General features: G+C 68.5%; 19 protein-coding genes. 8 read left to right on the top strand and 11 right to left on the bottom strand.

What is annotated here, in order from left to right; translation table 11 throughout:
- Window positions 1–327: 327 nt before the first annotated feature.
- Window positions 328–609: a hypothetical protein gene (locus ACFE7U_RS08460; protein ID WP_375409287.1), complete on the top strand. Its 282-nt coding sequence runs from the start codon at window positions 328–330 to the stop codon at window positions 607–609.
- 113 nt (window positions 610–722) lie between these two features.
- On the opposite strand, the gene ACFE7U_RS08455 is transcribed toward ACFE7U_RS08460, so the two are convergent.
- From ACFE7U_RS08455 to ACFE7U_RS08445, 3 genes are all read right to left on the bottom strand, one after another.
- Window positions 723–998, bottom strand: coding sequence for a hypothetical protein (locus tag ACFE7U_RS08455; RefSeq protein ID WP_375409286.1), 276 nt, complete (start codon window positions 996–998; stop codon window positions 723–725).
- A 107-nt stretch (window positions 999–1,105) separates the two neighbouring features.
- The gene (locus tag ACFE7U_RS08450) at window positions 1,106–1,489 is read right to left on the bottom strand and encodes a hypothetical protein (protein WP_375409285.1); all 384 of its coding nucleotides are present in this window, start codon (window positions 1,487–1,489) and stop codon (window positions 1,106–1,108) included.
- Between the two features lie 45 nt (window positions 1,490–1,534).
- A complete protein-coding gene (locus tag ACFE7U_RS08445; RefSeq protein ID WP_375409284.1) occupies window positions 1,535–2,038 on the bottom strand; it encodes a peptide deformylase in 504 nt (167 codons plus the stop codon).
- A 243-nt stretch (window positions 2,039–2,281) separates the two neighbouring features.
- Here ACFE7U_RS08445 and ACFE7U_RS08440 point away from each other — a divergent pair, with 243 nt between their 5' ends.
- Window positions 2,282–2,533, top strand: a complete 252-nt coding sequence (locus ACFE7U_RS08440) for a hypothetical protein (protein WP_375409283.1) — start codon at window positions 2,282–2,284, stop codon at window positions 2,531–2,533.
- 120 nt (window positions 2,534–2,653) lie between these two features.
- Here ACFE7U_RS08440 and ACFE7U_RS08435 read toward each other — a convergent pair whose 3' ends face one another.
- Window positions 2,654–6,892: a translocation/assembly module TamB domain-containing protein gene (locus ACFE7U_RS08435; RefSeq protein ID WP_375409294.1), complete on the bottom strand. Its 4,239-nt coding sequence runs from the start codon at window positions 6,890–6,892 to the stop codon at window positions 2,654–2,656.
- A 122-nt stretch (window positions 6,893–7,014) separates the two neighbouring features.
- A complete protein-coding gene (locus tag ACFE7U_RS08430; RefSeq protein ID WP_375409293.1) occupies window positions 7,015–8,964 on the bottom strand; it encodes an autotransporter assembly complex family protein in 1,950 nt (649 codons plus the stop codon).
- 510 nt (window positions 8,965–9,474) lie between these two features.
- On the opposite strand from ACFE7U_RS08430, the gene ACFE7U_RS08425 reads away from it, so the two are divergent.
- Window positions 9,475–9,849 (top strand): DUF6481 family protein, encoded by a 375-nt coding sequence (locus tag ACFE7U_RS08425; protein ID WP_375409282.1) that lies wholly within the window; start codon window positions 9,475–9,477, stop codon window positions 9,847–9,849.
- Between the two features lie 39 nt (window positions 9,850–9,888).
- Here the strand turns inward: ACFE7U_RS08425 and ACFE7U_RS08420 are convergent, their stop codons facing one another.
- Together ACFE7U_RS08420 and ACFE7U_RS08415 are read right to left on the bottom strand one after the other, a co-directional pair.
- Entirely contained in the window at window positions 9,889–10,155 is a 267-nt protein-coding gene (locus ACFE7U_RS08420) for a hypothetical protein (RefSeq protein ID WP_375409281.1), read from the bottom strand.
- A gap of 132 nt (window positions 10,156–10,287) precedes the next feature.
- The gene (locus ACFE7U_RS08415) at window positions 10,288–12,366 is read right to left on the bottom strand and encodes a TonB-dependent receptor (protein ID WP_375409280.1); all 2,079 of its coding nucleotides are present in this window, start codon (window positions 12,364–12,366) and stop codon (window positions 10,288–10,290) included.
- 331 nt (window positions 12,367–12,697) lie between these two features.
- Between ACFE7U_RS08415 and ACFE7U_RS08410 the strand changes: the two genes are divergently transcribed.
- Window positions 12,698–13,273 (top strand): AprI/Inh family metalloprotease inhibitor, encoded by a 576-nt coding sequence (locus tag ACFE7U_RS08410; RefSeq protein WP_375409279.1) that lies wholly within the window; start codon window positions 12,698–12,700, stop codon window positions 13,271–13,273.
- A gap of 22 nt (window positions 13,274–13,295) precedes the next feature.
- Here the strand turns inward: ACFE7U_RS08410 and ACFE7U_RS08405 are convergent, their stop codons facing one another.
- From ACFE7U_RS08405 to ACFE7U_RS08395, 3 genes are all read right to left on the bottom strand, one after another.
- Window positions 13,296–15,005: an outer membrane beta-barrel protein gene (locus ACFE7U_RS08405; protein WP_375409278.1), complete on the bottom strand. Its 1,710-nt coding sequence runs from the start codon at window positions 15,003–15,005 to the stop codon at window positions 13,296–13,298.
- 360 nt (window positions 15,006–15,365) lie between these two features.
- Window positions 15,366–15,650, bottom strand: a complete 285-nt coding sequence (locus ACFE7U_RS08400; RefSeq protein ID WP_375409277.1) for a hypothetical protein — start codon at window positions 15,648–15,650, stop codon at window positions 15,366–15,368.
- A gap of 13 nt (window positions 15,651–15,663) precedes the next feature.
- A complete protein-coding gene (locus ACFE7U_RS08395) occupies window positions 15,664–15,849 on the bottom strand; it encodes a hypothetical protein (RefSeq protein ID WP_375409276.1) in 186 nt (61 codons plus the stop codon).
- 376 nt (window positions 15,850–16,225) lie between these two features.
- Here ACFE7U_RS08395 and ACFE7U_RS08390 point away from each other — a divergent pair, with 376 nt between their 5' ends.
- Complete coding sequence (locus ACFE7U_RS08390; RefSeq protein ID WP_375409275.1) at window positions 16,226–17,245, top strand: SIS domain-containing protein; 1,020 nt, start codon at window positions 16,226–16,228, stop codon at window positions 17,243–17,245.
- 6 nt (window positions 17,246–17,251) lie between these two features.
- On the opposite strand, the gene ACFE7U_RS08385 is transcribed toward ACFE7U_RS08390, so the two are convergent.
- Window positions 17,252–17,893 (bottom strand): TetR/AcrR family transcriptional regulator, encoded by a 642-nt coding sequence (locus ACFE7U_RS08385; protein ID WP_375409274.1) that lies wholly within the window; start codon window positions 17,891–17,893, stop codon window positions 17,252–17,254.
- Window positions 17,894–17,915: 22 nt separating this feature from the next.
- On the opposite strand from ACFE7U_RS08385, the gene ACFE7U_RS08380 reads away from it, so the two are divergent.
- From ACFE7U_RS08380 to mutL, 3 genes are all read left to right on the top strand, one after another.
- Window positions 17,916–18,383 (top strand): ABA4-like family protein, encoded by a 468-nt coding sequence (locus ACFE7U_RS08380; RefSeq protein ID WP_375409273.1) that lies wholly within the window; start codon window positions 17,916–17,918, stop codon window positions 18,381–18,383.
- On the top strand, window positions 18,380–19,195 hold the full coding sequence (locus tag ACFE7U_RS08375) for a hypothetical protein (protein ID WP_375409272.1): 816 nt from the start codon (window positions 18,380–18,382) through the stop codon (window positions 19,193–19,195). Before ACFE7U_RS08380 ends, ACFE7U_RS08375 begins: the two co-directional genes overlap by 4 nt.
- A 58-nt stretch (window positions 19,196–19,253) precedes the next feature.
- On the top strand, window positions 19,254–20,613 hold a 1,360-nt coding region (gene mutL / locus ACFE7U_RS08370; RefSeq protein WP_375409271.1), incomplete at its 3' end, for a DNA mismatch repair endonuclease MutL.

The raw sequence follows: 20,613 nt of genomic DNA, 5'->3' as shown, positions 1-20,613 counted from the left end.
TCCTTTGTTGTACTGGAAGGAAAAATTACGTGTTTTCGATTGATCTATTAAATTACGGAGTAAATTGGTGAGACGTGAGCGCGCTACGACAACCCGTGCATTCGCTCGCATAGATCCATTTCGGTGAGGTCGAAAGCTGCGCCGGCGGCAGTGGCAATGAGATGCCTCCGGCGGCTGGGCCGATGCGAAGCCGCCGCGTGAAAAACGCGCGTGGGGATTTTGCCGTTGTACCTAACTGCCGAGGTCGGACGTTATGAAATGACTTGAGAATGCCGATTGCGATGCCGGGTATGCGTCGCGTCCGTCCGACACGACGAAAGGTCGATCATGCGACATGCAACCTGCACGCTCCTGGCTCTTGCCATGGTCGTTGCCCCGTTCACCGCAACGGCCGCCGGGTATGGGCGCGGTCCGCAGATCGGCGACGTCGAAGGGACGGGGAGCATTGGCGGACGTGCCCCGTGGAGCCGCGAATGGGAATACGATTCGGGTAGCGACCACGATCGCCGGTCGGAGTTGCCCTACTTTCAGCAGGGTCGCGGCCAGCAGACCGGCGGCCCAGCCCGGAACCTCCTGCCGGATGACGGCCTGCACATCGTCCCGCGCTGACCGCTCGACGTCAGCGGCGGCTCGCGCGCGAGCCGCAGGCGAAACGTACCGACGTCGACTGACGCTTCATGCGGGCAAAACGGGTCTGAATCGGCAGACGGAGGCCTCCGTCGTCAGGGCGCCACCCAGAGGCATGCGTCCGAACCACGAATCGTCAGGCACTCGAACGGCACACCGCCGATCATCGCGCGCTGGCTGACGTCGCCAAGTTCCGCCCGGGAGATTCGTCGGCAGCCGGGATGGGCCGATAAACGCTCACCTGCATCCGTCGACGAACGCGCGCCGGCCGTCAGCAGCCGCAGGGCAACGAGTGAGTCGCAGCCGATCACGTCCGGCGCCTGCGCCTGAGCCGACATCGGCGACGCGGCCGCCATCACGACGAGGACCATCCCGATCGCTGTCGACACAGCGTGCCGGTGTCGCGGCCGTCTGCCGGCCGTGCGGGAGATTGGCATGCGAAGGCATCCCGGGCTGATCGCGGTTGCTGCTCGAAGCCTCACCGCCGTGATTTCTCGGCGGGGGTGCTGGATTTGGGCGCCGGCGGGACGACCGGCACCACGGCGCCGGCATTCGTCCAGTGGCAGACGCTGGTCGCCTGAATGGCATGGCACTCGTAGGCACGATTGCCGAAGGCGACCCGATCGGCCACCGAGAGCACGCGGTCGTTGTCGAGGAGGATGCAGCCGAGATGGTCGGCCTTGGTGTCGGCCAAGATAGCACCGGCGGCGACCGGATCATCGCTCGCGCGGTGCATCAGGATGCGCAGGTTGGCGAGGGACGGGCATGCCGCCACCGGCAGCCCACGATTGGGTGCAGCGGACACCGGCGCCGTAGCCAGCATGATCTGAAAGGCAACGAGCACCCGGGCCGCTTCACGCATGACGACGTCGTATCATGGCCGAGCCGAACCTCGCCAGGGTCGGGGTCATCCGACCTCCCGCTGCAGCTTCGCGAAACGCTTGCGCGCTCGGTCGCGGCGCAGGCGCGACAGGCGCTCGATCCAGAAGATCCCGTCGAGCTGATCGACCTCGTGCTGGATGCAGGCGGCCTCGAAACCATCGCTGGTGCGCTCGTGCTCGGCGCCGTCGACATCGCAGAAGGTCAGGCGGATGCTCGCCGCCCGTTCGACGCCTTCGCGGATGCCTGGCATCGAGACACTGCCCTCGTCGTGGAGGACCCGGTCGGCCGACGCCCAGATGATGATCGGGTTCACGTAGGTCTGCAGCGCTGCGCCCGGCTCCATCTGGAGGACGACGATCCGTTCGAGCAAGCCCACATGCGGCCCGGCGAGGCCGATGGCAGCGACGCGCTGAAGGGTTCGGGCCAGGCCGGCAGCACGTTCTCGCAGGGCAGAATCGAACGTCGAGACCGGGCTCGCCACGGCGGCGAGACGTGGATCGGGATAGAAGACGAGGCGGTCGTCGATCATCTCACCTCCATTGTGGACGCCGCTGCGGTCCCGTCCGAGCGACGGCTTGTCAGCATTCATTATTCGGAATCTGGCTTCAAGCGAGGAGACTTTATTGTTCCCGTTCTGCGACGAGCCGAAATCTATTCGATATTGTCGTCGAACGATCTCTCGTCTCGCCGTGATTTATCAAGATCGGGAACGATGCCGGCGCCGAACTGTTGGCTTGTTATATTTCGCCTGCCTTGAAAGAAGGACAACATCATGAAGAAGCTCTTCGTCGGGATCGTTCTCGCAGCCACCATGGTGAGCGCCGTACCGGCTTCGGCCCAGCGCATCGATATCGGACCGGGCGGTCCCAGCATCGACATGCGGTCGCGGGGCGAGCGCGCTCGGGACAATCGCCGCGAAGACTTCCGGCGTGAGAACGACAAGGACCGGCGCATGTATCGCGAGCAGCGCTACAATGACGATGATCGCGGTGGACGTCGCGAACGCCGCGGGTACGGATACTGATCCATCCCCGCAGGGGATCGGAAGCCTTCATCGTGATTGAGGAGGAAAGGGGCCGAAAGGCCCCTTTTTTCGTGCCCAGACCTCGGTGGCTGCGGACCTGTCGACCACCAACGGGTCGCGTCAATATTCCCACTCCGCTCCAACGCCGACCGCGGTCCGTCCGTCACTACCGGCCTCGCCCTGCAGCTTGATGCGTCGGCCTACGTCGTAGTCGATGGTCACCGCCGTGTCGGCCGGCTTGGCTCCTGCCTTGACGCCGACACTGAGGCGCTCGTCGATGTAGCGCGACGCGCCGAGAGCCGGTCCGCCGCTGGCGCCCGTCGAGACATCGAGGCTGTCGAGCCCGAGACCCTTTCGCGCCTGCTCGAAAGCGTCCGCACCACCCGCGTTGCCGGAGAACTGCGCAACCGCTTGCGCGAGTTGCAGCGCCTGAAACGCCGACAGGCCGCCCGAGGCTTTCTTGAACAGGAGGCGGGAGAGCACTTCGTCCTGCGGCAGGCTCGGATCGGAGGTGAGGTCGAAGACCGGCCGGTTGGCCGGGCCGGTGACGGTGACCCGCGCTGTGACGTCGCTGGCCTTGGTCTCGGCCACGAAGTCGAGGTCGGGCGTCGCGATCTCGCCGCCGAAGGTCAACCGTCCGCGCGTGAAGTCGAGGCGTTGGCCCACGACGCTGAGGCGGCCGCGCCGCATCTCGAACCCGCCGGTGGCGACGGGATCGCGCGACGAGCCGGTGAGGCGAAGATCGCCGCCGAGTTCGGCGTCGATGCCGCGACCGCGCACGAAGATCCGATTGGGTGCGCTCACGGTCACGTCGAGGCTGGCGTCGAAGGGCGGCACGGCCTTGCCCCTTCGCTTGGCGACATTCGCATCGCGTGCCTTGGCGGCGAGCTGGCGGCGGATCTCAGGCGTCGCGTTGACGTGGCGGATGCCCGGAAGCGGCTGCACCGTCGCGGGCAGGCGGTCGGGCACGGAGACATCCACCGAGACGAGATCGACACGGCCCGAGACCTTTGGCGTGCGTGCCAGCGGTCCGCTGAGGGAAAGGTCGAGGCTGGCGGTCGCGGTCACGAGCGGAGAGGACACGAGCTCGGCCCGCGCGGCGGTGAGCGTCAGGTTTCCGGGGAAGCCGGCATCGGGCGCCAGCGCGATACGGCCTTGAGCTCTGAGGGCACCGCCATTGCGGGCCTGCGCGGTGAGGCGCTCGACCACGAGGGTGTCGCCGCGGCCGGTGACCCTGCCCTCGATTCCGGTGAAACGGATGCCCTGGAGCGGATCCGTGAAGCTGCCGTCCGACAGGATCGCCGACCCTTCGGCGCGCGGCGCCGCCACGGTTCCGCCCACCGCCGCGTCGACCGCGATACGGCCCGTGACGCGTTGGCCGCCGGCGCTGAGCATGCTGTTGGCCAGCGCGGCATCGAAGGTTCCCCGGCCCTTGAGTGCCAGTTCGCCACCCGCCTCCACCGGCAGCGAGCCCGACAGCGCCAGTTCGGCACCGCGCCCGGCCGAGACGCGGCCGTCGATGGTAGCGCGGCCGTCTGCGAGGATGCCACGAGCCTTGGCGTCGATCGGCGGGACGCCGGCTTGGCGGGTCTGCGGCGTCACGAGCCGCGACAGGGTCAGGTCGTAGCGCCCCTCCGGCTCGGCCGCCTTGCCGCGCAGGGTCGCCTCTCCGTCGAGGGTTCCGCTCAGTGACAGTCCAGGGTTCGCCATGCGGGCGAGCGCCAGCGGCAGAGCCCGGATGCCGATGGTCAGGTCGAGGTCCGAGCCGGCGCGGCCGGACAGGCTGACCCGGCCGGCTCCCGCCGACACGACGAGAGCGTCGATCGATGCCGAACCGCCGTCGAGGGTGACGGTGGCCGGCCTGGCCAGGGCTATGCGGTCGGAGCCCCGCACCACGGTGAAGCGGGCGAGATCGATCCGTGTTCTGACTCCGGGTACGAGGCGGGCGGCGCCGTCGAGGTCGAAGCCGCGGGCCTTGGCGGTCAGCACGATCTCGCTCGCCGCAGGAGTGCCGATGGCGGTCAAGCGAACCGTGTCGATGGTCTGCCCAGCGGCCACGACCCGGTCGGCGTTGAGCCGCCCATCGATCACGGGGCGCTCACGCAGGTCGCGGCCGGCGAGGTCGGCGTCGAGCGAGGCGAGGCCGAACTCCCCGAACCGCAGGGACGCACCCTTGACGGAGAGTTTGGCATCCTGCCGGCCGCCGGCGCGGGACAGCGCGACCGTCGCATCGATGCTGCCGCCCAGCGAGGTCAACGCGAGAGCGGAGAGGTCGTCGAGATTCGAACCGACGAGGGTGAACGTCGCATCGGCGAGGCCGGTGGGACCGTCGACGACGCCGCGGCCATCGGCGCGGACCGACCCGAGATTGAAGGCGAAGCGGTCGAGCCGCCATTCCGTCGCCGCGGATTTCCGCACCTGGGCGTCACCCGACAGAGTCTTGCCGCCGACCTCGCCGCCGAGCCGGACAGTGCCCTCCAGGGCCCCCGTGAGGTCCTTCACGGCCGTGTCGAGCCGAAGCGCCCGGATCGGGCGGCCCATCGCACTGGCGGTCGGCGCCGTCAGCGTGGCGGTGAGATCGGGATGAGCGAGGGTACCGCCGAGCCGTCCGTCGAGGACGGCTCGGCCTGTGAGCCGGGGATCGAGCTGGGCGAGATCCGCGAGGTCGACCTTGGCCCGGATGTCAGCCGACCGACCGGTCGCCCGGCCGTCGAGGGAGGCGGCGACATGGGCGCCCGCGAGGCGCAGGCCCTCGAAGCCGTAGCCGTCATAGACCTGAAAGACCCGCCCGCGCAGGGTCGGATTACGGCCGAGCACACGATCGATGGGGGCCGCACCGGGCGTAAAGGCACGGCTGGTGAGATCGAGATCGGCGCTCACCGCACGCCGGGCCGGATCTCCGCTCAAGATCGCCTTGGCATCGAGGCTGCCGGCGAGAGGCCGACCGGCGAGGCCGGAGAAGGCCGAGAGATCGGCGAGCGACGCGGCGAGGGTGCCGGTGAGGAGGTTCTGGCCGATGCGCCCGGCATAGGACGCCTTGAAGGTCGGTGAATCGACGGCGATAGCCGTCACGTCGAGGGTGGTGTCGGGCTGCAGCGTCGCGCGCAGCGACAACGCGGCGCGCGAACCGATGGCCCGTCGCAGAGCCGCATCGGAGGGTGCCAAGCCCTCGACCCGGGCATCGGCGATGATGCCGAAACGTCTGGGATCGGTGCCGGACGAGAGCGGCGCGACGTCCAGGCTCGCCTCGATCCGCTCCAGCGCGTTCCCCTGCGCTCGCAACCCGGCAGCCTTGAGCACACCGGTCACCGTGGGCCCGGCCAGCGGCCCCTTGAGGCTTCCGTCGAAGACCAGGCTGTCGAGTTCGGCATCCGCCGCCCGGGTGACGCCGCCGTCGGTGGGCAGCGCACGGGCCGAGACGGTGACATCGGCGATGCGGTCGGCGCTCAGGGAGCCCCCGACCGTCAGACGGGCCGTGCGCGAGGCGAGCTCGAGCCTGTCGATGGCGAGCGCACCGCCATCGGCGAAGCGAAACCCACCGTCGAGGCGGGTCTGTCCGGAGAAGATCGCGGCGACGGGTCCGGGCAGCAATCCGTCGATATGGGTGGCGAGGTCGAGGGCGAGGCGCCGCTCGGCTCCGGTCCGGGTGATACGGGCAGAGCCCTTGGCGTTGAGGGACGGCCCGGCGTCGAGGTCGAGCCGTGCGTTCCACGCGTCGAGGGTGCCGCGCCCGTCGAGATCGAGGTTGATCGGAGGCGTCCCGGGCAGCCCCGCCGCCTTCGAGAGCAGGCCACCGGCGGGTTCCACCAGGGTGGTCTTGAGGTCGAGCCGGTCGCCCTGGGGCACGAAAAGGAGGCGGGCCGCGAACTGGCCGGCCGCATCGAGGCGATTGACGGCCACGTCGAGGTCGAGCCCTTCGGCCGGCGGTCCGAGCTTGAGCCTGCCTGTCGCGGCGAGCCGCGCCGGCTGCCCGGCGAGCGTCTCGCCGAGAACCAGTTCGGCGAGCTTGAACGCCTTCACCTCGACCTTCACCGGCAGGTCCGGAAGCAGAGATCCGTCGGGCTCGGGAACGTCGGACGCCGCGGCGGGGAGTGGTCGTCGCAACACTTCGAGGCGACCGACGTCAAGGGTCTCGACCTCCAGCCGGCCTGACAGCAGCGCGAGTCGGCGCCAGATCAGGCGCGCCCGGTCGAGCTTCAGCCAGACGCCGTCACGATCGCTGATCGCCACGTCGCGGATGGTGGCATCGGAGGACAGCGCACCGTCCACCGCACCGATGGACACCTGAGAGCCGGGGGTCGAGAGCGCCTTGGACAGCAACCCGCCGAGCACGGATTTCTCCGCCTCGTCGGCGTGCATGAGGGTGAAGGGAGTTGCGAGGATGAGGACGAGGAGAACAGTCAGCGCACGCGCGAAACCCTTTCCCAGCAGACGCGGAGGGGAAGTGCACAAACTTCCGCGACAACTTCTGAAAACACTCATCAGAAGGCCTGTCCCAAGCTGATGTACAGGGCGACCGGGCGCTCGTTGTTGCCCTTGATGCGGTCGAGCGGAAAGGCGACGTCGACGCGGATCGGGCCGATGCCGGTGTAGTAGCGCAGACCCAGGCCCGCGGCGTAGCGGATGCGTTCGCCGAAATCCGGCAGGCTTCCGGCGAACGCGGTGCCGGCGTCGAGGAAGGGCACGATGCCGATGGTGTCGGTGACCTTGATGCGTCCCTCCACCGAGGCCTCGAACAGGCTCAGGCCCCCCACCGGCAGATTGAACGGGCCGCGCGGCCCGAGCGTCCGATAGGCGAATCCGCGCACCGAACCGCCGCCACCGGCGAAGAAGCGGATGTTGGGCGGTACGTCGGCGAGGTTCGCACCCGAGATCGAGCCGAACCCGACACGCCCGGCGAGGATGTAGCGGCCTGCCTCGTCGAAGGCATAGTAGGTCGAGCCCTGCGCCTTTCCGACGAAGATCGAGGGGTCCGAGCCGAGGAAACCCGCATAAGACGTCGCGGACGCGGTCAACCGCACGCCCTTGGTCGGATCGAGCAGGTTGTCGGTGGAATCGTAGCCGAGCGAGACCGGAATGCCGACCAGCCGGTAATCGAGCTTGCCCAGGGCGTCCTGCGAGCGCCCGACCTGGCCGTCGATCCCGACCTGCGCGAAGAAGGTGTCGGAGAACCGGTGGCGGATCGCCACGGTGCCTCCCACCGCGTCCGTAATGTAGCTCTGCTGCGCCTCGCGGCCGACGAAGAGATTGGCGACGAGGTCGTTGCGGGTGCCCCACAGGGCCGGCTTGACGAAGGTGGCGCCGAGCCGTCCTCCGATGCCGTTCGAGTCGATGCCGGCAAGCTTGCGCTGGCGCGCGTAGAGGTCGTTGCCGAGATAGGAGACGTCGGCGTCGATCCGCAGGGTCTCGCCCCCGCCGAACAGGTTGCGGTTGGCGTAGTAGGCCCGCACGCCAGGACCATCGACGGTGGAGTAACGGGCAGCGACGCCGATCAGGTTGCGGTCGCGCCCGGTAACGTCGACGAAGATCGGGAGATTGCCGTCTGCATCGAGGGCATCGCCTTCGCGGACCCGGACAGAGCCGAGGCCCTCCACGCGTGCCACCGAGCGACGGATGTCGGTCAGCGCTTTCGGCGAATACGGATCGCCCGGCTCGGTGTAGATGAAGGATCGCACGACCGCCGGGTCGATGCCGCTTGTGCCCCGCACCGTCGCTCCGCCGAGGCCGGCGACCGGGCCGGGATCGATGGTGACGGTCACGTCCATCACGTGGGCGGTATCGTCCACCACCGGATCGCGGCCGGCCGCCTTGACGAAGGGATGTCCGAGGGACCGGAAACGGTCGACGATCTGCGCCTCCCGCGCGAGCACCGTGGCGCTGCGGGCCGGCACCCCCTCGTCGACCTCGATGAAGCGGGGCGGAAGCATCTCGGCATCGATGGGGCCGCCGCGGGTATCGCGGACACGGATCGAGCGAAGGGTGTAGAGCGGCCCGGCCTCGACGACGATCTTGACGGGGACGAGGTTGCGCCCGCGCGCCGCCTCCCCAGCGCGGGCAGCGGCGGCGACGGAGGCCTCGCCCGACAGTGCCACGCCGTCGACGAGCACCGCGACGCGTCCCTGGTGGTAGCCGTAGCCAGCGAGGACATCGCCGAGGCGCTTCAGGTCGGCTTCGGCCCGGCGGACCACGCCTTCACCGTCCGGAGGTGCCTCCTGGCGGAGCCGGTAGAGCGAGGACGTGTCCTTGAGAGCCTGAAGAACATCGTCGTCTTCGACGCCCTGAAACTTCACGGAGTAGGGCAGGGCCTCGGCACTCGGCGCCGGCGGCTCCTCCTCCGATCCGAACAGGCCGAAGAGATCGAAGGCGAGGGCGGGCTTCGGGCTCGCGATCCCATAGGAGAGGGCGGCGCAGAGGAGCACTCGCGACACCACGCCCCAGGACCATCCGATGATGCTGATCAGCGGGACGGCGATCGCGTCGCTCAAACCGGCGCGGAACGGGCGCGGCGCCCATTCCGAACAGGCATCATCGGCTTACTCATCCCGCCCCCATCACGACGCCGTTCTTCTCGTTCGCCCAATCAAAAGCCCGCCGAGGGTAGCCCGAAGGCCCGAACGGATCAAATACGCGACCCGCGCGAGACCGCCGGATGCGGCCGGGAATTGGCCCCGCTGCCGGGACGGGAACGCGAAACCTATCGCTCCCACAGGAACCGGTGCGCGGGGGAAGCCTCGTCATGCCATCGACGGCTTTCGATGACCCGCTGACCGCCGAAAGCATCAAAAGCAGTCTCTGAAACGGACGACCTGCGTTGATTTCGGGCCGCTTCTGAGCCATGTACCAGCGTACTTCCTACCACAGCAGCAATGCCAGCGCGGTCCTCGGGCCACGCGTTCGGAAACGTGGCTTCGAGCCGCGAGCGACCACACGAGAAAGGTCAGATGGGCGCCTTCGACTATCGGAATTTCGACGATCGCAAAAAGAACTCCGCCAGTGCCAAGCAGATGCTGCTGGAGAAGTTCAAGGCCCGGCCACCGGCGGACGACCCGGAGATGATTGCCAAGGCAGAGGCCCGCGCGGCCATCGCCAGAGCCCGCGAAGAGCGGATTCGAGAGCGCGAAGCTGCCCGTATCGCCGCAGAGAAAGCCGCAGCCGAGGCCAAGCGTGCGCGGGAAGAGGCGGAACTCGCCGCACAGATCGCACGCGAAGAAGAGGAGGCCCGCCTCGCCGCCGAGCGCAAGGCCGCCGTACTCATCGAGCGCAAGGCGGCCCGCGACGCGCGCTATGCCGCCCGCAAGGCCAAGGCCCGGCGCTGAATGCGAGAAAGGCGCGCCAGAGGGCGCGCCTTTCGTCTTTCAGGCCTCCGACTTGTTGGTCTCACCGGCCTCTTCGGTCTCGTTCTCTTCAGTCTCGTTCTCGGCAACCTCTGTCTCGGCCTCTGCGGGAACCGCGTCGGCTTCGGGGCGAGGGCCGGACTTGAAGGACCGGCGCGGCGCGTTTCCGCGCTTCATCTGCGCGGGTTTCTCGATCGCGCCGAGACGCTCGGACAATTGCTTGGCCCGCTCGTTGAAGTCGTTGGTGCTCCGCGATTGGGATGCACCGCTTTTGAAGGCGTTCGCCACTGAGGCCTCTTGGGATTGCCCATGGCACGGACGGCGTGCGGGCTTGAGCCCCGCAATAGCACGCTTCCGGCCAAAATGCCGGTTATAATGGAACCCGGCGTGGGTCCGGTCTCACGGAGGGCCGATCTCGTCTCAGAAACGCGCCGTCACGAACAGCCTCACGTTCCGGCCGGGCAAGAGGATCTCGTCCTTCTTGAACGAGGCCGAGTTCCGGATCTGGTCGTCGAGCAGGTTTCGGCCCTGCAGTCCCACCGTGATCTCACTGGCCCCGTAGACACCCTGGTCGAGGGGCTTGGTGTAGCTCACCTCGGCCCGCAGGTCATCGAATCCTGGCGTCACGGTCTCGAGGGGGGCGACCCGCGTCTGCGCGAAGGCATGCAGCAGGTTGACGCGAGCGAACCACCCGTCGGCGCGTACGAACACCCCGCCGCCGACGCGATGCGGCGGGATGCGAGGCACCGCAGTACCGTCGTCGAACCGGGCATTCACGAAGTCGTACTGCGCCTCGATCCCGGCAAAGCCGTTGCCGACCGGCAGGAGGTCGAGCTGGGAGCCGATCTCGGTCCCGTAGAACGTCGCGTTCTGCTGCGAATAGACGATCTGCCGCAACTCGTCGTCGCTGCCGCACGAGGCGAAATCGTCACCGCAGCCGATGCCAGTCTCGCGCTTGTAGATGAAGCCGGTGTAGCGGGTGGCGTAGCCGGTGATGTCGATGCGCACCGGACCGACGCCGCGCCGAAGGCTTGCCTCGATCGTGCGGGCGCGCTCGAGCTTGAGGTTGGAATCGCCAATCTCGAAGGTCCGCGTCGCATCGTGGGGCCCGCGTGAGTAGAGCTCGAAGGCGGTCGGCGCGCGCTCGACATAGGATCCGTTGAGGCTCGCCAGGAAGTCGTAGGGCAGGGCTTGGAGGATGCCGAAGGAGCCGCTTTTGGGCGCGAAGGAGCGTCGACGGCCGAAGGACAGAGGGTCGGCGCCGTCCACGGGCAGGAAGGTATCCGGGAAGATGCTCGCGGTGCCGGTGGAGCGGCTGCCCTCGATGCGGCCGGCGGCCTGGAGGCGAAGGCCGCTGCCGACCGCCAATTCCTCGAACAGGTAAAGCGCGTTCGAGCGCGAGTCGGTGGGAGCGAGCAGGCTTCCCGCCTCGCCGCTGGTGCCGATGGTGCGTCTGTCCGATTGCAGGCCCAGCGCGCCGGTGAGGGTGCCGAGGGTCGTGAAGACCGGAACGTGCTGCAGCTCGATCCGACCTTCCGCCTCGCGGTTCTTGAACGTGGCCTGGATGCCGTCGCGGCCGTCCTCGCCGATCCCGAGTTCGTCGTGGCGGTAGACGGAACCGCCGCCCCAGATGCGGATCGCCGCGAACGGCCCCACCAGCGGCCGATACTCGCCACGCAGCACGACTCGGTCCTGGCGGGGATCGAGACGCGTCCTGCTCTCTGCCGAGTCACCGCCGGGGATCTGGTAGAGTGCATCGTAGTGGCTGTAGGCGAGACCGACGAAGCCGCGATCGAACAGGTAGGACTTGCCGACGGCGCCGCCCTGGGCCTCATTGGCGGAGTTGCGCTGGATGCCGAGCGGTGTCGCGTAGCTGTCGGCAGCACTGCGGAAGCCGTCGACATGGACGGCGACGTTCTCGCCGCCGGCATCGACGCTGACCGCCCCGAGGCGACCGTTATCCACCGAGGAGAACCCGGTCGTCGCCCGGCCCGAGATGCCGCCTGCGGGAATGAAGGTCGGAACGCGGTTGTTCTCGGAGCTGACGACGCCGCCGATCGCCTGGCTGCCGTAGCGCAGGGTCGCAGGACCCCGGATCACCTCGATGCGCTCGGAGACGAGGAGGTTGATCGGGACCGCGTGGTCCTCGCCGAGTTCCGAGACGTCCTGGATGCCGATGCCGTTCTCCTGGATCCGCACCCGGCTGTTGTCGAGCCCGCGGATGATCGGCCGGCTCGCGGCACCGGGCGCATAGGTCGAAGCCGAGATGCCGGGCCGGTCGCCGAGCGCATCTCCGAGGGTTCTAGGTTGGTCCCGGGCGATCTGGTCGGCAGTGACGATCGTGACGGGCGAGAACGTCGTGGTCGCCACTGGCAGTACGCCTGTCTGCAGGGTGAGCGACGGCGGCGCCGATGAGACGATCGGGCTTGGCGAACTCACGGTGAGTTCCGGCAAGGTCGTCTCGACAGGCTGGGCGAAGCCGACGCTGGTGAGTCCCATCGCAGACAACAACGTGCCCGCTCCGAACCAATCCGACCGAACGCTGGCCATCTGAACCCTTACCGTCATGTTACAATATTACATTAGACAATTGTTATGATATAACAAGCGTTGCTCGATCGATGCTGAAGCGCGAGCCCTGCATGTGTCTCGGGAGCAACAAACGATGTCGCGGGAAGCGCGTGCGGGTGCGGCTCTCTCGCCACACCACCGGCGAAAAGCCCTGATGGCGAAGCTTTGGGTCGCCTCGGTTCCGGCCTCGCCTTGCGGCCAGCGCATTTGCCGGTGAGGCAGCGCGCTCCGATCCGCGTCCAGCCGGAAACACCCTTCGATGTCGCGTCAACTCCCGACGACCGCCGCACTCATCGCGATTGCCGCCAGCCTCGGCGCATGCGCCTCACCGCGGTTCGACGGCCCGAGCCGCGGGCGCGCCGGTCCGGGCCCGCAGGCGGCCCTCGAACCATCGATCTCCGCAATCCCATCCGGTCCGGTGACGTCCGAACCCCTCGCCCCGCCGCCTGGAGCCAGCGCGGCCCCTTCGGAGGTGCCTGTGGCGTCGGCCGCTCCGCCGCCCGTGGTGGCCGAGCCGGTCTACGTGCCGCCGCCCGCTCCACCGGTGGTGGCGAGCGGACGCTCGTCGGTGGTGGGTGGCTGGAACGCCAAGGACGCGACCGGGGCGACCTGCAAGGTCTCGCTGTCCAGCGCGCCCGCCCTCGACCTCTACAAGGCCTCGGCTGCCAATTGCCCCAACAAGGATCTGGCCAAGGTCAGCGCCTGGGATTTTCGCGACGGCGAGGTCTATCTCTACCAGCCCGGCGGCACCGTGGCGGCGCGGCTGCGCCAGGGTGGCGGCGGTCTCGACGGCGCGCTCTCGAAGTCGGGCGCCTCGTTATCGCTGGTTCGGTAAGCGCTCCGGGGCGTCCCCCGGCCTAAGGGTTGACGCGAAGGCCTAGCAGCCAGGTGTTGCTGCTGAAGCTGGCACCGCTCGTGGTACTATTGATCTGCTGATAGATGTAACTGCCGCGCATCGTCAGCCAGCGGTTGAAGCGGTAATCGAGCCGGGCGGTGGCCGAAAACCCCTGCTCGCTGATGGCGATCCGATCGTAGTCGCTGGTGAGGTAACTTCCGCCGACGGTCAGCGAGAGGTTGCGCAAGAGGTCGTGCTGGACTTCCAGGGTCGCGACCTGAGTGCGAACGCCACTCGAACCGACCAGACTCGTCTCGACGATGCCGGTGGCGGCGGTGAGGCGGACCGTCGTCAGCGGGCTCGCAGTCCAGATGAGGGACGCATTGATGACCGGCGCTGTGAGGTCGCGCAGGCTTGGGTCTTCGTAGGTCCGATGCTCGAAGCCGGCCGAGATCTCGCCCGCGACGAACCGCGTCAGCGCGAAAGCGGCGCCCGCCGAGAGGGTCACCCCATCCGAATCGCGGCGGATCCCGTTCGAATCGAACCTCTGATCGTAGACGCGGGTGTTGCCGAGCAGATCGACGAACGGCGAGATCACCGGCGAAATCTCATAGGCCGCACGCAGGCGCAGACCGAACTGGTTCAGGTTACGATCAGCCTGGCTGAGCACGGTGCCGTTCGACAGCCTTGCATCCTCGAACTCCGAGCGGTCGATCAGGCCGCGCAGGCTGACCTGGAGCCGGTTGAAGGTCTCGGTCAGCCCTATCGTGGTGCCGTAGCTCGCGATGATCGGTCGCCCTGCGACGGTGGCGTTGAGATCGGGGCTGCCGGCGCGTTGGGTGTCGATGAGGAAGCGCCCCTCGACGTCGATGCGTGTATCGCGGTTGGCGTCGAGGCGCAGGCGGACGTTGCCGGCGCCGTTGGGCCGGTTGGCGGATTGGTTGTCGGGGTAGCCGCTATAGCCACCGCGCAGTTCACCCGCGAGTTCGTGCGCCGACCAATCGCTGCGGAAGTTCAGTTCGGCGTCGGTGCGCAATGCCGCCGACCCTCTGGCGGAACGATTGACCACCTGCTCCGGATTGGTGTCGTAGCCGATGCTCTGCTGCAGGCTCGGCAGGACCGTGAAGGTTCCGACACGCAGGCCCAGCGGCGCATAGGCGTCGTCGACGGTCAGCGGCCGGCGCAGGGCGGCGTTGAGCACGGCCCCCGGCGTCGACAGGCCGGCGAGCGGAAGCAGGTTCGGTGCGAATGAGGCCGCGGGCAGGGGAACGCCGACGACGGGGTTCTGGATGATGGGGGAAAGGCGCAGATCAGGTGGCGGCACTTGTGTCACCAGCCGGGTCAGGCCGACGGTGGCCGACCCCGGCCGTCGCGGCGGGGCCGCCCGCTGCCGGAGGAAATTGCTTGGCGCGCGGTTGTTGATGCCGCTGGTGACGCCGCCGGTGCGACCGGCGCCGGACCTCGCCGGAGTCGCGAAGGCCGAGCGCCCTGCGCCGCCGCTCGACCCGCCATCGAGGGTTCCTCCGCCTGACGCGTCGCCGTTGGTATTGCTGCCGGGCGTCGAGGGCGTCGGAGCGGTCGTCCGCCGCAGGCTCAGCAAACCGTCATCCCCGGTCGGCGAAGCCGGGGGTTCGGTATTCGTGGTCTGGGCGAGTGTGTCGAGGGGCAGCGCCACGAGCGCGAAGGCGAGCACGGCGACGGCCTGACAATCCCGGATCGGCCGCACACCCATCACCGGCAGACGCCGCTCCGCTCGTCTCGGGCAACGCGTCGCGGGGCTCGCCCTCGACTTCGTCGCGCATCTGCGATTGCAGGGCAAAGGACCCCGCGGCTGACGATCCGCTGGCCCGTCGAGGCACCACGCGACCGTGTTCGATGGAGCAACGCGCAGTACGCTCGTCGGAATGACCGACCATCGCGCTGTGCGGAGCTCCGCCTGAGCAGCAGAGGTAAATGAACAGGGTTAGCAGTGCGTTAACGCGCCGGGGCCCCGGGCATGGCGCGACCCAAGCTCACTGTGAGATTGCCACGATCCAGACTGGCGAGGGAGCGAGGCACAGTGGTTCGGGTCAAGGCGTGCGGCGGCGTCGCCTCATGCCAGCCATTGATATGCGGCGCCGGCCATCACGGCCGCGCCGAGGCAGCGTCGCCATGGGTTCACGCCGCGGAAGATCTCGTCGAGCGCCCAGTAGGCGAGGCTGATCCCGCCGACGATGCGGACGGCGATACCGGGACCGCCGGCGGAATCGAGGACCCACCCAAGCAGGGCACAGCCTGCGAAGATCAGCAGCGGGGCGTTCGGCCATTGACCGATCGTGATCTCGCCGGTGCCGCGGTTGCGGAAGAACCAGCCGATCGCACCCGCATGATCGCGCAAGACTGCGTCTCGCTCAGGTCTTCTGGCCGCCATCGGCCTGGCGCATGGGCGCGCAGATCTGCGTCGTGACCTTGTCGAGATGCTCGCATGCGTTCTGGAGGTACCAGGTCCGCAGCGACGGCTGCGATGGCGCCACGAACATGCCCACGAGCACGAAGCCCGCGACGACGAGGATGATGAGGGAGACAAGGCTGCGCATGGAAGAGCTCCGTTGGTCCCACGCTCGACCGCGGGGCAAGATGACAAAGGTGGCCCGATCGGGCTCTCATCGTCGAGGGGAATGAGGCGGGTTTGCTGTGCGCGGCATTCGGTGCCCCGACCTGCGAAGGCGAAAAGGAAGCGGACCGGCCCATTTCGACGGACGGGCTGGTCGACCTTAAACACCGCAAAGGCTGTCGAGCGCCGGGCCACCAACGATGTGGGCCGCCTTCCGTTCCAGCCATCCGCATTCGCGCCGCGGGCGACGCGCCCTCGGCACCAAGTCGCTATCCGACCACATTCGCAGGCGATAGCGCCCTGTGACGGCGCGGTGACATCGGGTGCCGGCAGGATCGCCACGAGGGAGACGGGCCGGCATGGCTCACGCGGAACGGGCACGGACGGCGCCGGGCGAGCCGGGACCGGGGTACAGCCCGGCAGTCGCCTCCGCCTTGCGCACCATCGAGACCGAGCGTGAGGGCCTGCGCTGCCTGATGGAATCGATCGGCAACGGGCTCGGCGAGGCCTTCACCGCGGCGGTGGCGCTCATCGTCGGCGCGCGCGGCCGGGTCATCCTCACCGGCATGGGCAAGTCGGGACATATCAGCCGCAAGATCGCCGCGACCCTGGCCTCCACCGGAACGCCGGCGCTCTACGTCCATCCTGCCGAGGCCAGCCACGGCGACCTCGGCATGGTCCAGCCCGAGGACGTCGTGGTGGCCCTGTCCTGGTCCGGGGAGACCACCGAGCTCGCCGACATCATCGGCTACGCGCGGCGCTACCGCGTCGGCCTCATCGCGATCACCTCCAATGCGAAGTCGACCTTGGGCCGCGAGGCGGATGTCTGCCTCACCCTTCCGCAGGCGCGCGAGGCCTGCCCGAACGGGCTCGCACCGACAACCTCCACGGCGATGCAGCTGGCGCTCGGCGACGCCCTCGCCATCGCTCTTCTGGAGGCGCGCGGCTTCTCGGCACGGGAGTTCAGCATCTACCATCCTGGCGGAAAGCTCGGCGCCTCACTGCGCCAGGTCCGCGAGGTCATGCATGCGGGCGCACAGCTGCCCGTCGTCACCCGCGGGACGCCGATGCGGATCGCGATCGCCGAGATCGACGCCAAGGGTTTCGGTTCGGTCGTGGTGGTGGAAGAGGACGGGCGACTCGCCGGCATCGTCACCGACGGCGATCTGCGCCGCAACGTCTTCCGAACCGACCTCGACGGGCTCGCCGTCGAGGCGCTGATGTCGGGCAAGCCCCGCACGGTGAACCCCGAGACCCTGCTCGCCAAGGCCCTCGAGATCCAGGAATCGATGAAGATCACCTCGCTCATCGTCGTGGTCGACGACCGCCCTGTCGGACTCGTCCACTACCACGACCTGCTGCGCGCAGGCGTCGCGTAACGCACGTCAGACCACGAGACAGTCCATCACCGGCCCAAGCATGCCGTCGATGGCCGCCTCCGCCACGTCCGGCGGCCCGAAGACTCCGTCGAGGGCCAGCCGCGCCAACCCATGGACGAGCGACCAGCACGCCACGGCGCGAGGGTCGGCCTCGCCGGGCAACGGGCTCTGCGGCTCATAGGGTCGGCCCGCCACCGCCGCTTCGAGCAGGCCGAAGGCGCGCCTGGAACTCTCCTTGTAGGAAGGCTCGGCCGTATCGATGCGTGCGCAGCGCCACATTGTGTCGAACTCGGCCGGGTGCCCGAGTGCGAAGCGCAGGTAGGCCCGGCCCTGGCCACGAATACGCTCGGTCCGGTCTACGGTCTCCGCGTCGGCGTCGGCCAGAGCGTTGCCCAGCTTCCTGAACCCCTGCGTCGCCACCGCCGTGAGGAGGCCGCGTGCATCGCCGAAATGGTGCTGCGGCGCTGCCGGCGACACCCCGGCTCGCCGTGCCGCCTCACGCAAGGAGAAGCCGTCGACGCCGCGCTCCCGCAGGCAGAGTGTCGCGGCCGCGATCAGCGCGGCCCGCAGGTCGCCATGATGGTAGCCGTCAGGCTTCCCATGCCGTCGGCGATCCTGTTTCTTGACAGTGTCAAGATCCTCGTTCATCAGTAATCTGTACGATGTAAAGATGGAAGGGATCAAGTCCATGATCTCGGCGCCGGCTTTGTTCTCCGCCAGTAACACCATCGCTCTCGCGGGCTGGCTCGCCCTGAGCCTGTCCGTCTTCGTGCCGGCTGTGAGGCCGTGGACGTGGCGTATCACCGGCCTCGTCCTGCCCGCGCTTTTCGCGGTGGCCTATCTCGGCGCCCTCGCGACCGGCCTCTCGGCGGGGGCTGGAGGCGGCTTCACCTCCATTGCCGAAGTGCGGGCGCTGTTCTCGGACGATCACGCACTGACCGCGGGCTGGATCCACTACCTCGCCTTCGACCTCTTCGTCGGGACCTGGATCGCCCGAAGCGGCCTCGATGCCGGCCTGTCGCCGCTCCTGATCCTGCCCTGCCTCGTCCTCACCTTCCTGGTCGGTCCCGTTGGCCTGCTGCTCGCGCTCCTGATCCGCCTGAGCACCGGAACCCTGTCCAGGGAAGCACGCCCATGAGCACCCTCGTCGACCGACCGGGATGGTCCCTCGTAACGGAGTTGCGGAGTCGCTCGCCGCATCTGACCGCCTTCGGCCTCGCCTGCCTCATCGCCGCCGCCATCACTCTGTGCCTGCCACTCTTCGACGGGCGCCAGTTCGGCGGCGTGCCCGTGTGGCTGAAACCGGCAAAATTCTTCGTGTCCGTCGGAGTGTTCGCGCTCACCTCGGCCTGGTTCATGGGCTACGTACGGCCCGAGCGGCGGCGGGCCAGATCCCTACGCATCGCGGTGGCGATGCTGATCGGAGCGGGCGGTTTCGAGCTCGGCTACATCACCCTCCAGGGCGCCCTCGGCCAGGCGTCGCATTTCAATACCGGCGATCCCGTCCACGGCTTTCTCTACGCTCTGATGGGACTCGGTGCGTTGACGCTGCTCGCAAGCAAGATTCCGCTCGTGATCGAGATCGCGCGCCGGCCCGTCGCCGGCATGGACCCCGGCCTTCGGCTCGCGGTGGTGCTGGGTCTCACCATCACGGTCGTGCTCGGTGGCGGTGCCGGTATCCTGATCAGTCTCAACGATGGACCGGTGATCGGTCTCCAAGGCGCCCGCCTACCCTTGTTCGGGTGGAACCTCGGCGGCGGCGACCTCCGTGTGGGTCATTTCCTCGGCATGCACGGGGAGCAGGTTCTGCCCGCACTCGCCGCGACGGCCGCGTCCCTGCTTCCGGCCCGGCGGACCGTGCTCGTCTCTCTCGCGGCTCTGGCCTGGGCTGCCATGACCCTCTTCGCCATCATGCAGGCGCGGGCCGGTATGGCGTTCCCATTTGGATGAGGTCGGGAGCGTTCCTGTAGTTTCGGCCCGCGTGCACCTCGCCTATGCTTGCCCGGTGATGTCCGCCGTTCTTCATCCCGTCCGCCGCCTCGACCCGATCCTTGTCGACCGTATCGCGGCGGGCGAGGTGGTGGAGCGGCCGGCATCCGCCGTGAAGGAACTCGTCGAGAACGCCATCGATGCCGGCGCCCGCAGCATCGAGGTCACGGTGGAGGCGGGTGGGCGGCGCCTGATCCGGGTCGTAGACGACGGCGCCGGCATGAGCGGCGGCGACCTCGCCCTCGCGGTGGAGCGCCATGCGACCTCAAAGCTCCCCGACGGCGACCTCGGCCGGATCGCGTCGCTGGGCTTTCGCGGCGAGGCCCTTCCGTCGATCGGCGCCGTGGCGCGACTCGCCATCACCAGCCGAACTGCCGCGGCCGAGACCGGAGTGAGCCTCTTGGTCGAGGCCGGCGTGAAGGGAGAGGTGCGGCCGGCCTCCGCCGCGCCCGGCACACGCGTCGAAGTCACCGACCTGTTCTCGGCGACACCGGCTCGGCTCAAGTTCCTCAAGTCGGATCGGGCGGAAGGTGCGGCCATCGCCGACATCCTGCGCCGCCTCGCGGTGGCGGAGCCGGGCATCCGCTTCACCCTGCGCGCCGAGAGCGGCAGCCCGCTGGTCTTCCCCGCCGAGGCCGAGCCCGGGCCGGCATCGACCCTGCGCCGGCTGACGGCGGTGCTGGGTTCCGATTTCGGCGCCAATGCCGTGGCGCTCGACATGGCCCGCGAAGGCTTCGCGCTCACCGGCCATATCGGGCTGCCGACCTTCCATCGCGGAACGGCGAGCCACATTCACTTCACCGTCAACGGCCGCCCGGTGCGGGACCGGCTGCTGCTCGGCGCGGTGCGCGGGGCTTATGCCGACACCATGAGCTCCGACCGTCACCCGGTCCTCGCCCTCTCGATCGCCTGCGATCCCGGCGACGTCGACGTCAACGTGCATCCGGCCAAGACCGAGGTGCGCTTCCGCGAGCCGGCGCTGGTGCGGTCGCTCATCGTCAGCGCGATCCACGAGACCCTGCGCCGGGCCGGTGCCCGCTCGGCCACCACCGGGGCCGCCCGGACGCTCGACGCGCTTCGCCCCATGGCGCGGCCCGCGATGACGGCCCATTCCGGTGCCGCGACCATGGCGCGGCGCGGCGCCTTCGTCTCATCGAGGATGCCGTCCTTCGCGGCTCCGCCGGGCTACCGTCCGGCCGCTATGGGTTTCGGCGAGACAGCGCAATCCTTGTTCCTGCAGGACGAGGCACCGCCGGCCACCGACTTGCCCCAGGCACCTCCGCCGGATGAGCCGATCGATACCCCCTTGGGCGCCGCCAAGGCTCAGATCCACGAGACCTACATCCTCGCCCAGACGCGTGACGGCTTCGTCATCGTCG

Source organism: uncultured Methylobacterium sp., from assembly GCF_964251405.1.
In the GTDB taxonomy this organism is placed as follows: domain Bacteria; phylum Pseudomonadota; class Alphaproteobacteria; order Rhizobiales; family Beijerinckiaceae; genus Methylobacterium.
This window is presented reverse-complemented; position numbering and strand designations above follow the sequence as displayed.

Excerpts from the sequence above, each read along its gene's own strand:
- ACFE7U_RS08460 (WP_375409287.1), top strand. The coding sequence starts at position 328 with ATGCGACATGCAACCTGCACGCTCCTGGCTCTTGCCATGGTCGTTGCC.
- ACFE7U_RS08450 (WP_375409285.1), bottom strand. The coding sequence starts at position 1,489 with ATGCGTGAAGCGGCCCGGGTGCTCGTTGCCTTTCAGATCATGCTGGCT.
- ACFE7U_RS08410 (WP_375409279.1), top strand. The coding sequence starts at position 12,698 with ATGTCGCGTCAACTCCCGACGACCGCCGCACTCATCGCGATTGCCGCC.
- ACFE7U_RS08375 (WP_375409272.1), top strand. The coding sequence starts at position 18,380 with ATGAGCACCCTCGTCGACCGACCGGGATGGTCCCTCGTAACGGAGTTG.
- ACFE7U_RS08440 (WP_375409283.1), top strand. The coding sequence starts at position 2,282 with ATGAAGAAGCTCTTCGTCGGGATCGTTCTCGCAGCCACCATGGTGAGC.
- ACFE7U_RS08390 (WP_375409275.1), top strand. The coding sequence starts at position 16,226 with ATGGCTCACGCGGAACGGGCACGGACGGCGCCGGGCGAGCCGGGACCG.
- ACFE7U_RS08380 (WP_375409273.1), top strand. The coding sequence starts at position 17,916 with ATGGAAGGGATCAAGTCCATGATCTCGGCGCCGGCTTTGTTCTCCGCC.
- ACFE7U_RS08395 (WP_375409276.1), bottom strand. The coding sequence starts at position 15,849 with ATGCGCAGCCTTGTCTCCCTCATCATCCTCGTCGTCGCGGGCTTCGTG.
- ACFE7U_RS08445 (WP_375409284.1), bottom strand. The coding sequence starts at position 2,038 with ATGATCGACGACCGCCTCGTCTTCTATCCCGATCCACGTCTCGCCGCC.
- ACFE7U_RS08405 (WP_375409278.1), bottom strand. The coding sequence starts at position 15,005 with ATGGGTGTGCGGCCGATCCGGGATTGTCAGGCCGTCGCCGTGCTCGCC.
- ACFE7U_RS08455 (WP_375409286.1), bottom strand. The coding sequence starts at position 998 with ATGGTCCTCGTCGTGATGGCGGCCGCGTCGCCGATGTCGGCTCAGGCG.
- ACFE7U_RS08435 (WP_375409294.1), bottom strand. The coding sequence starts at position 6,892 with ATGCACGCCGACGAGGCGGAGAAATCCGTGCTCGGCGGGTTGCTGTCC.
- ACFE7U_RS08385 (WP_375409274.1), bottom strand. The coding sequence starts at position 17,893 with ATGAACGAGGATCTTGACACTGTCAAGAAACAGGATCGCCGACGGCAT.
- ACFE7U_RS08415 (WP_375409280.1), bottom strand. The coding sequence starts at position 12,366 with ATGGGACTCACCAGCGTCGGCTTCGCCCAGCCTGTCGAGACGACCTTG.
- ACFE7U_RS08425 (WP_375409282.1), top strand. The coding sequence starts at position 9,475 with ATGGGCGCCTTCGACTATCGGAATTTCGACGATCGCAAAAAGAACTCC.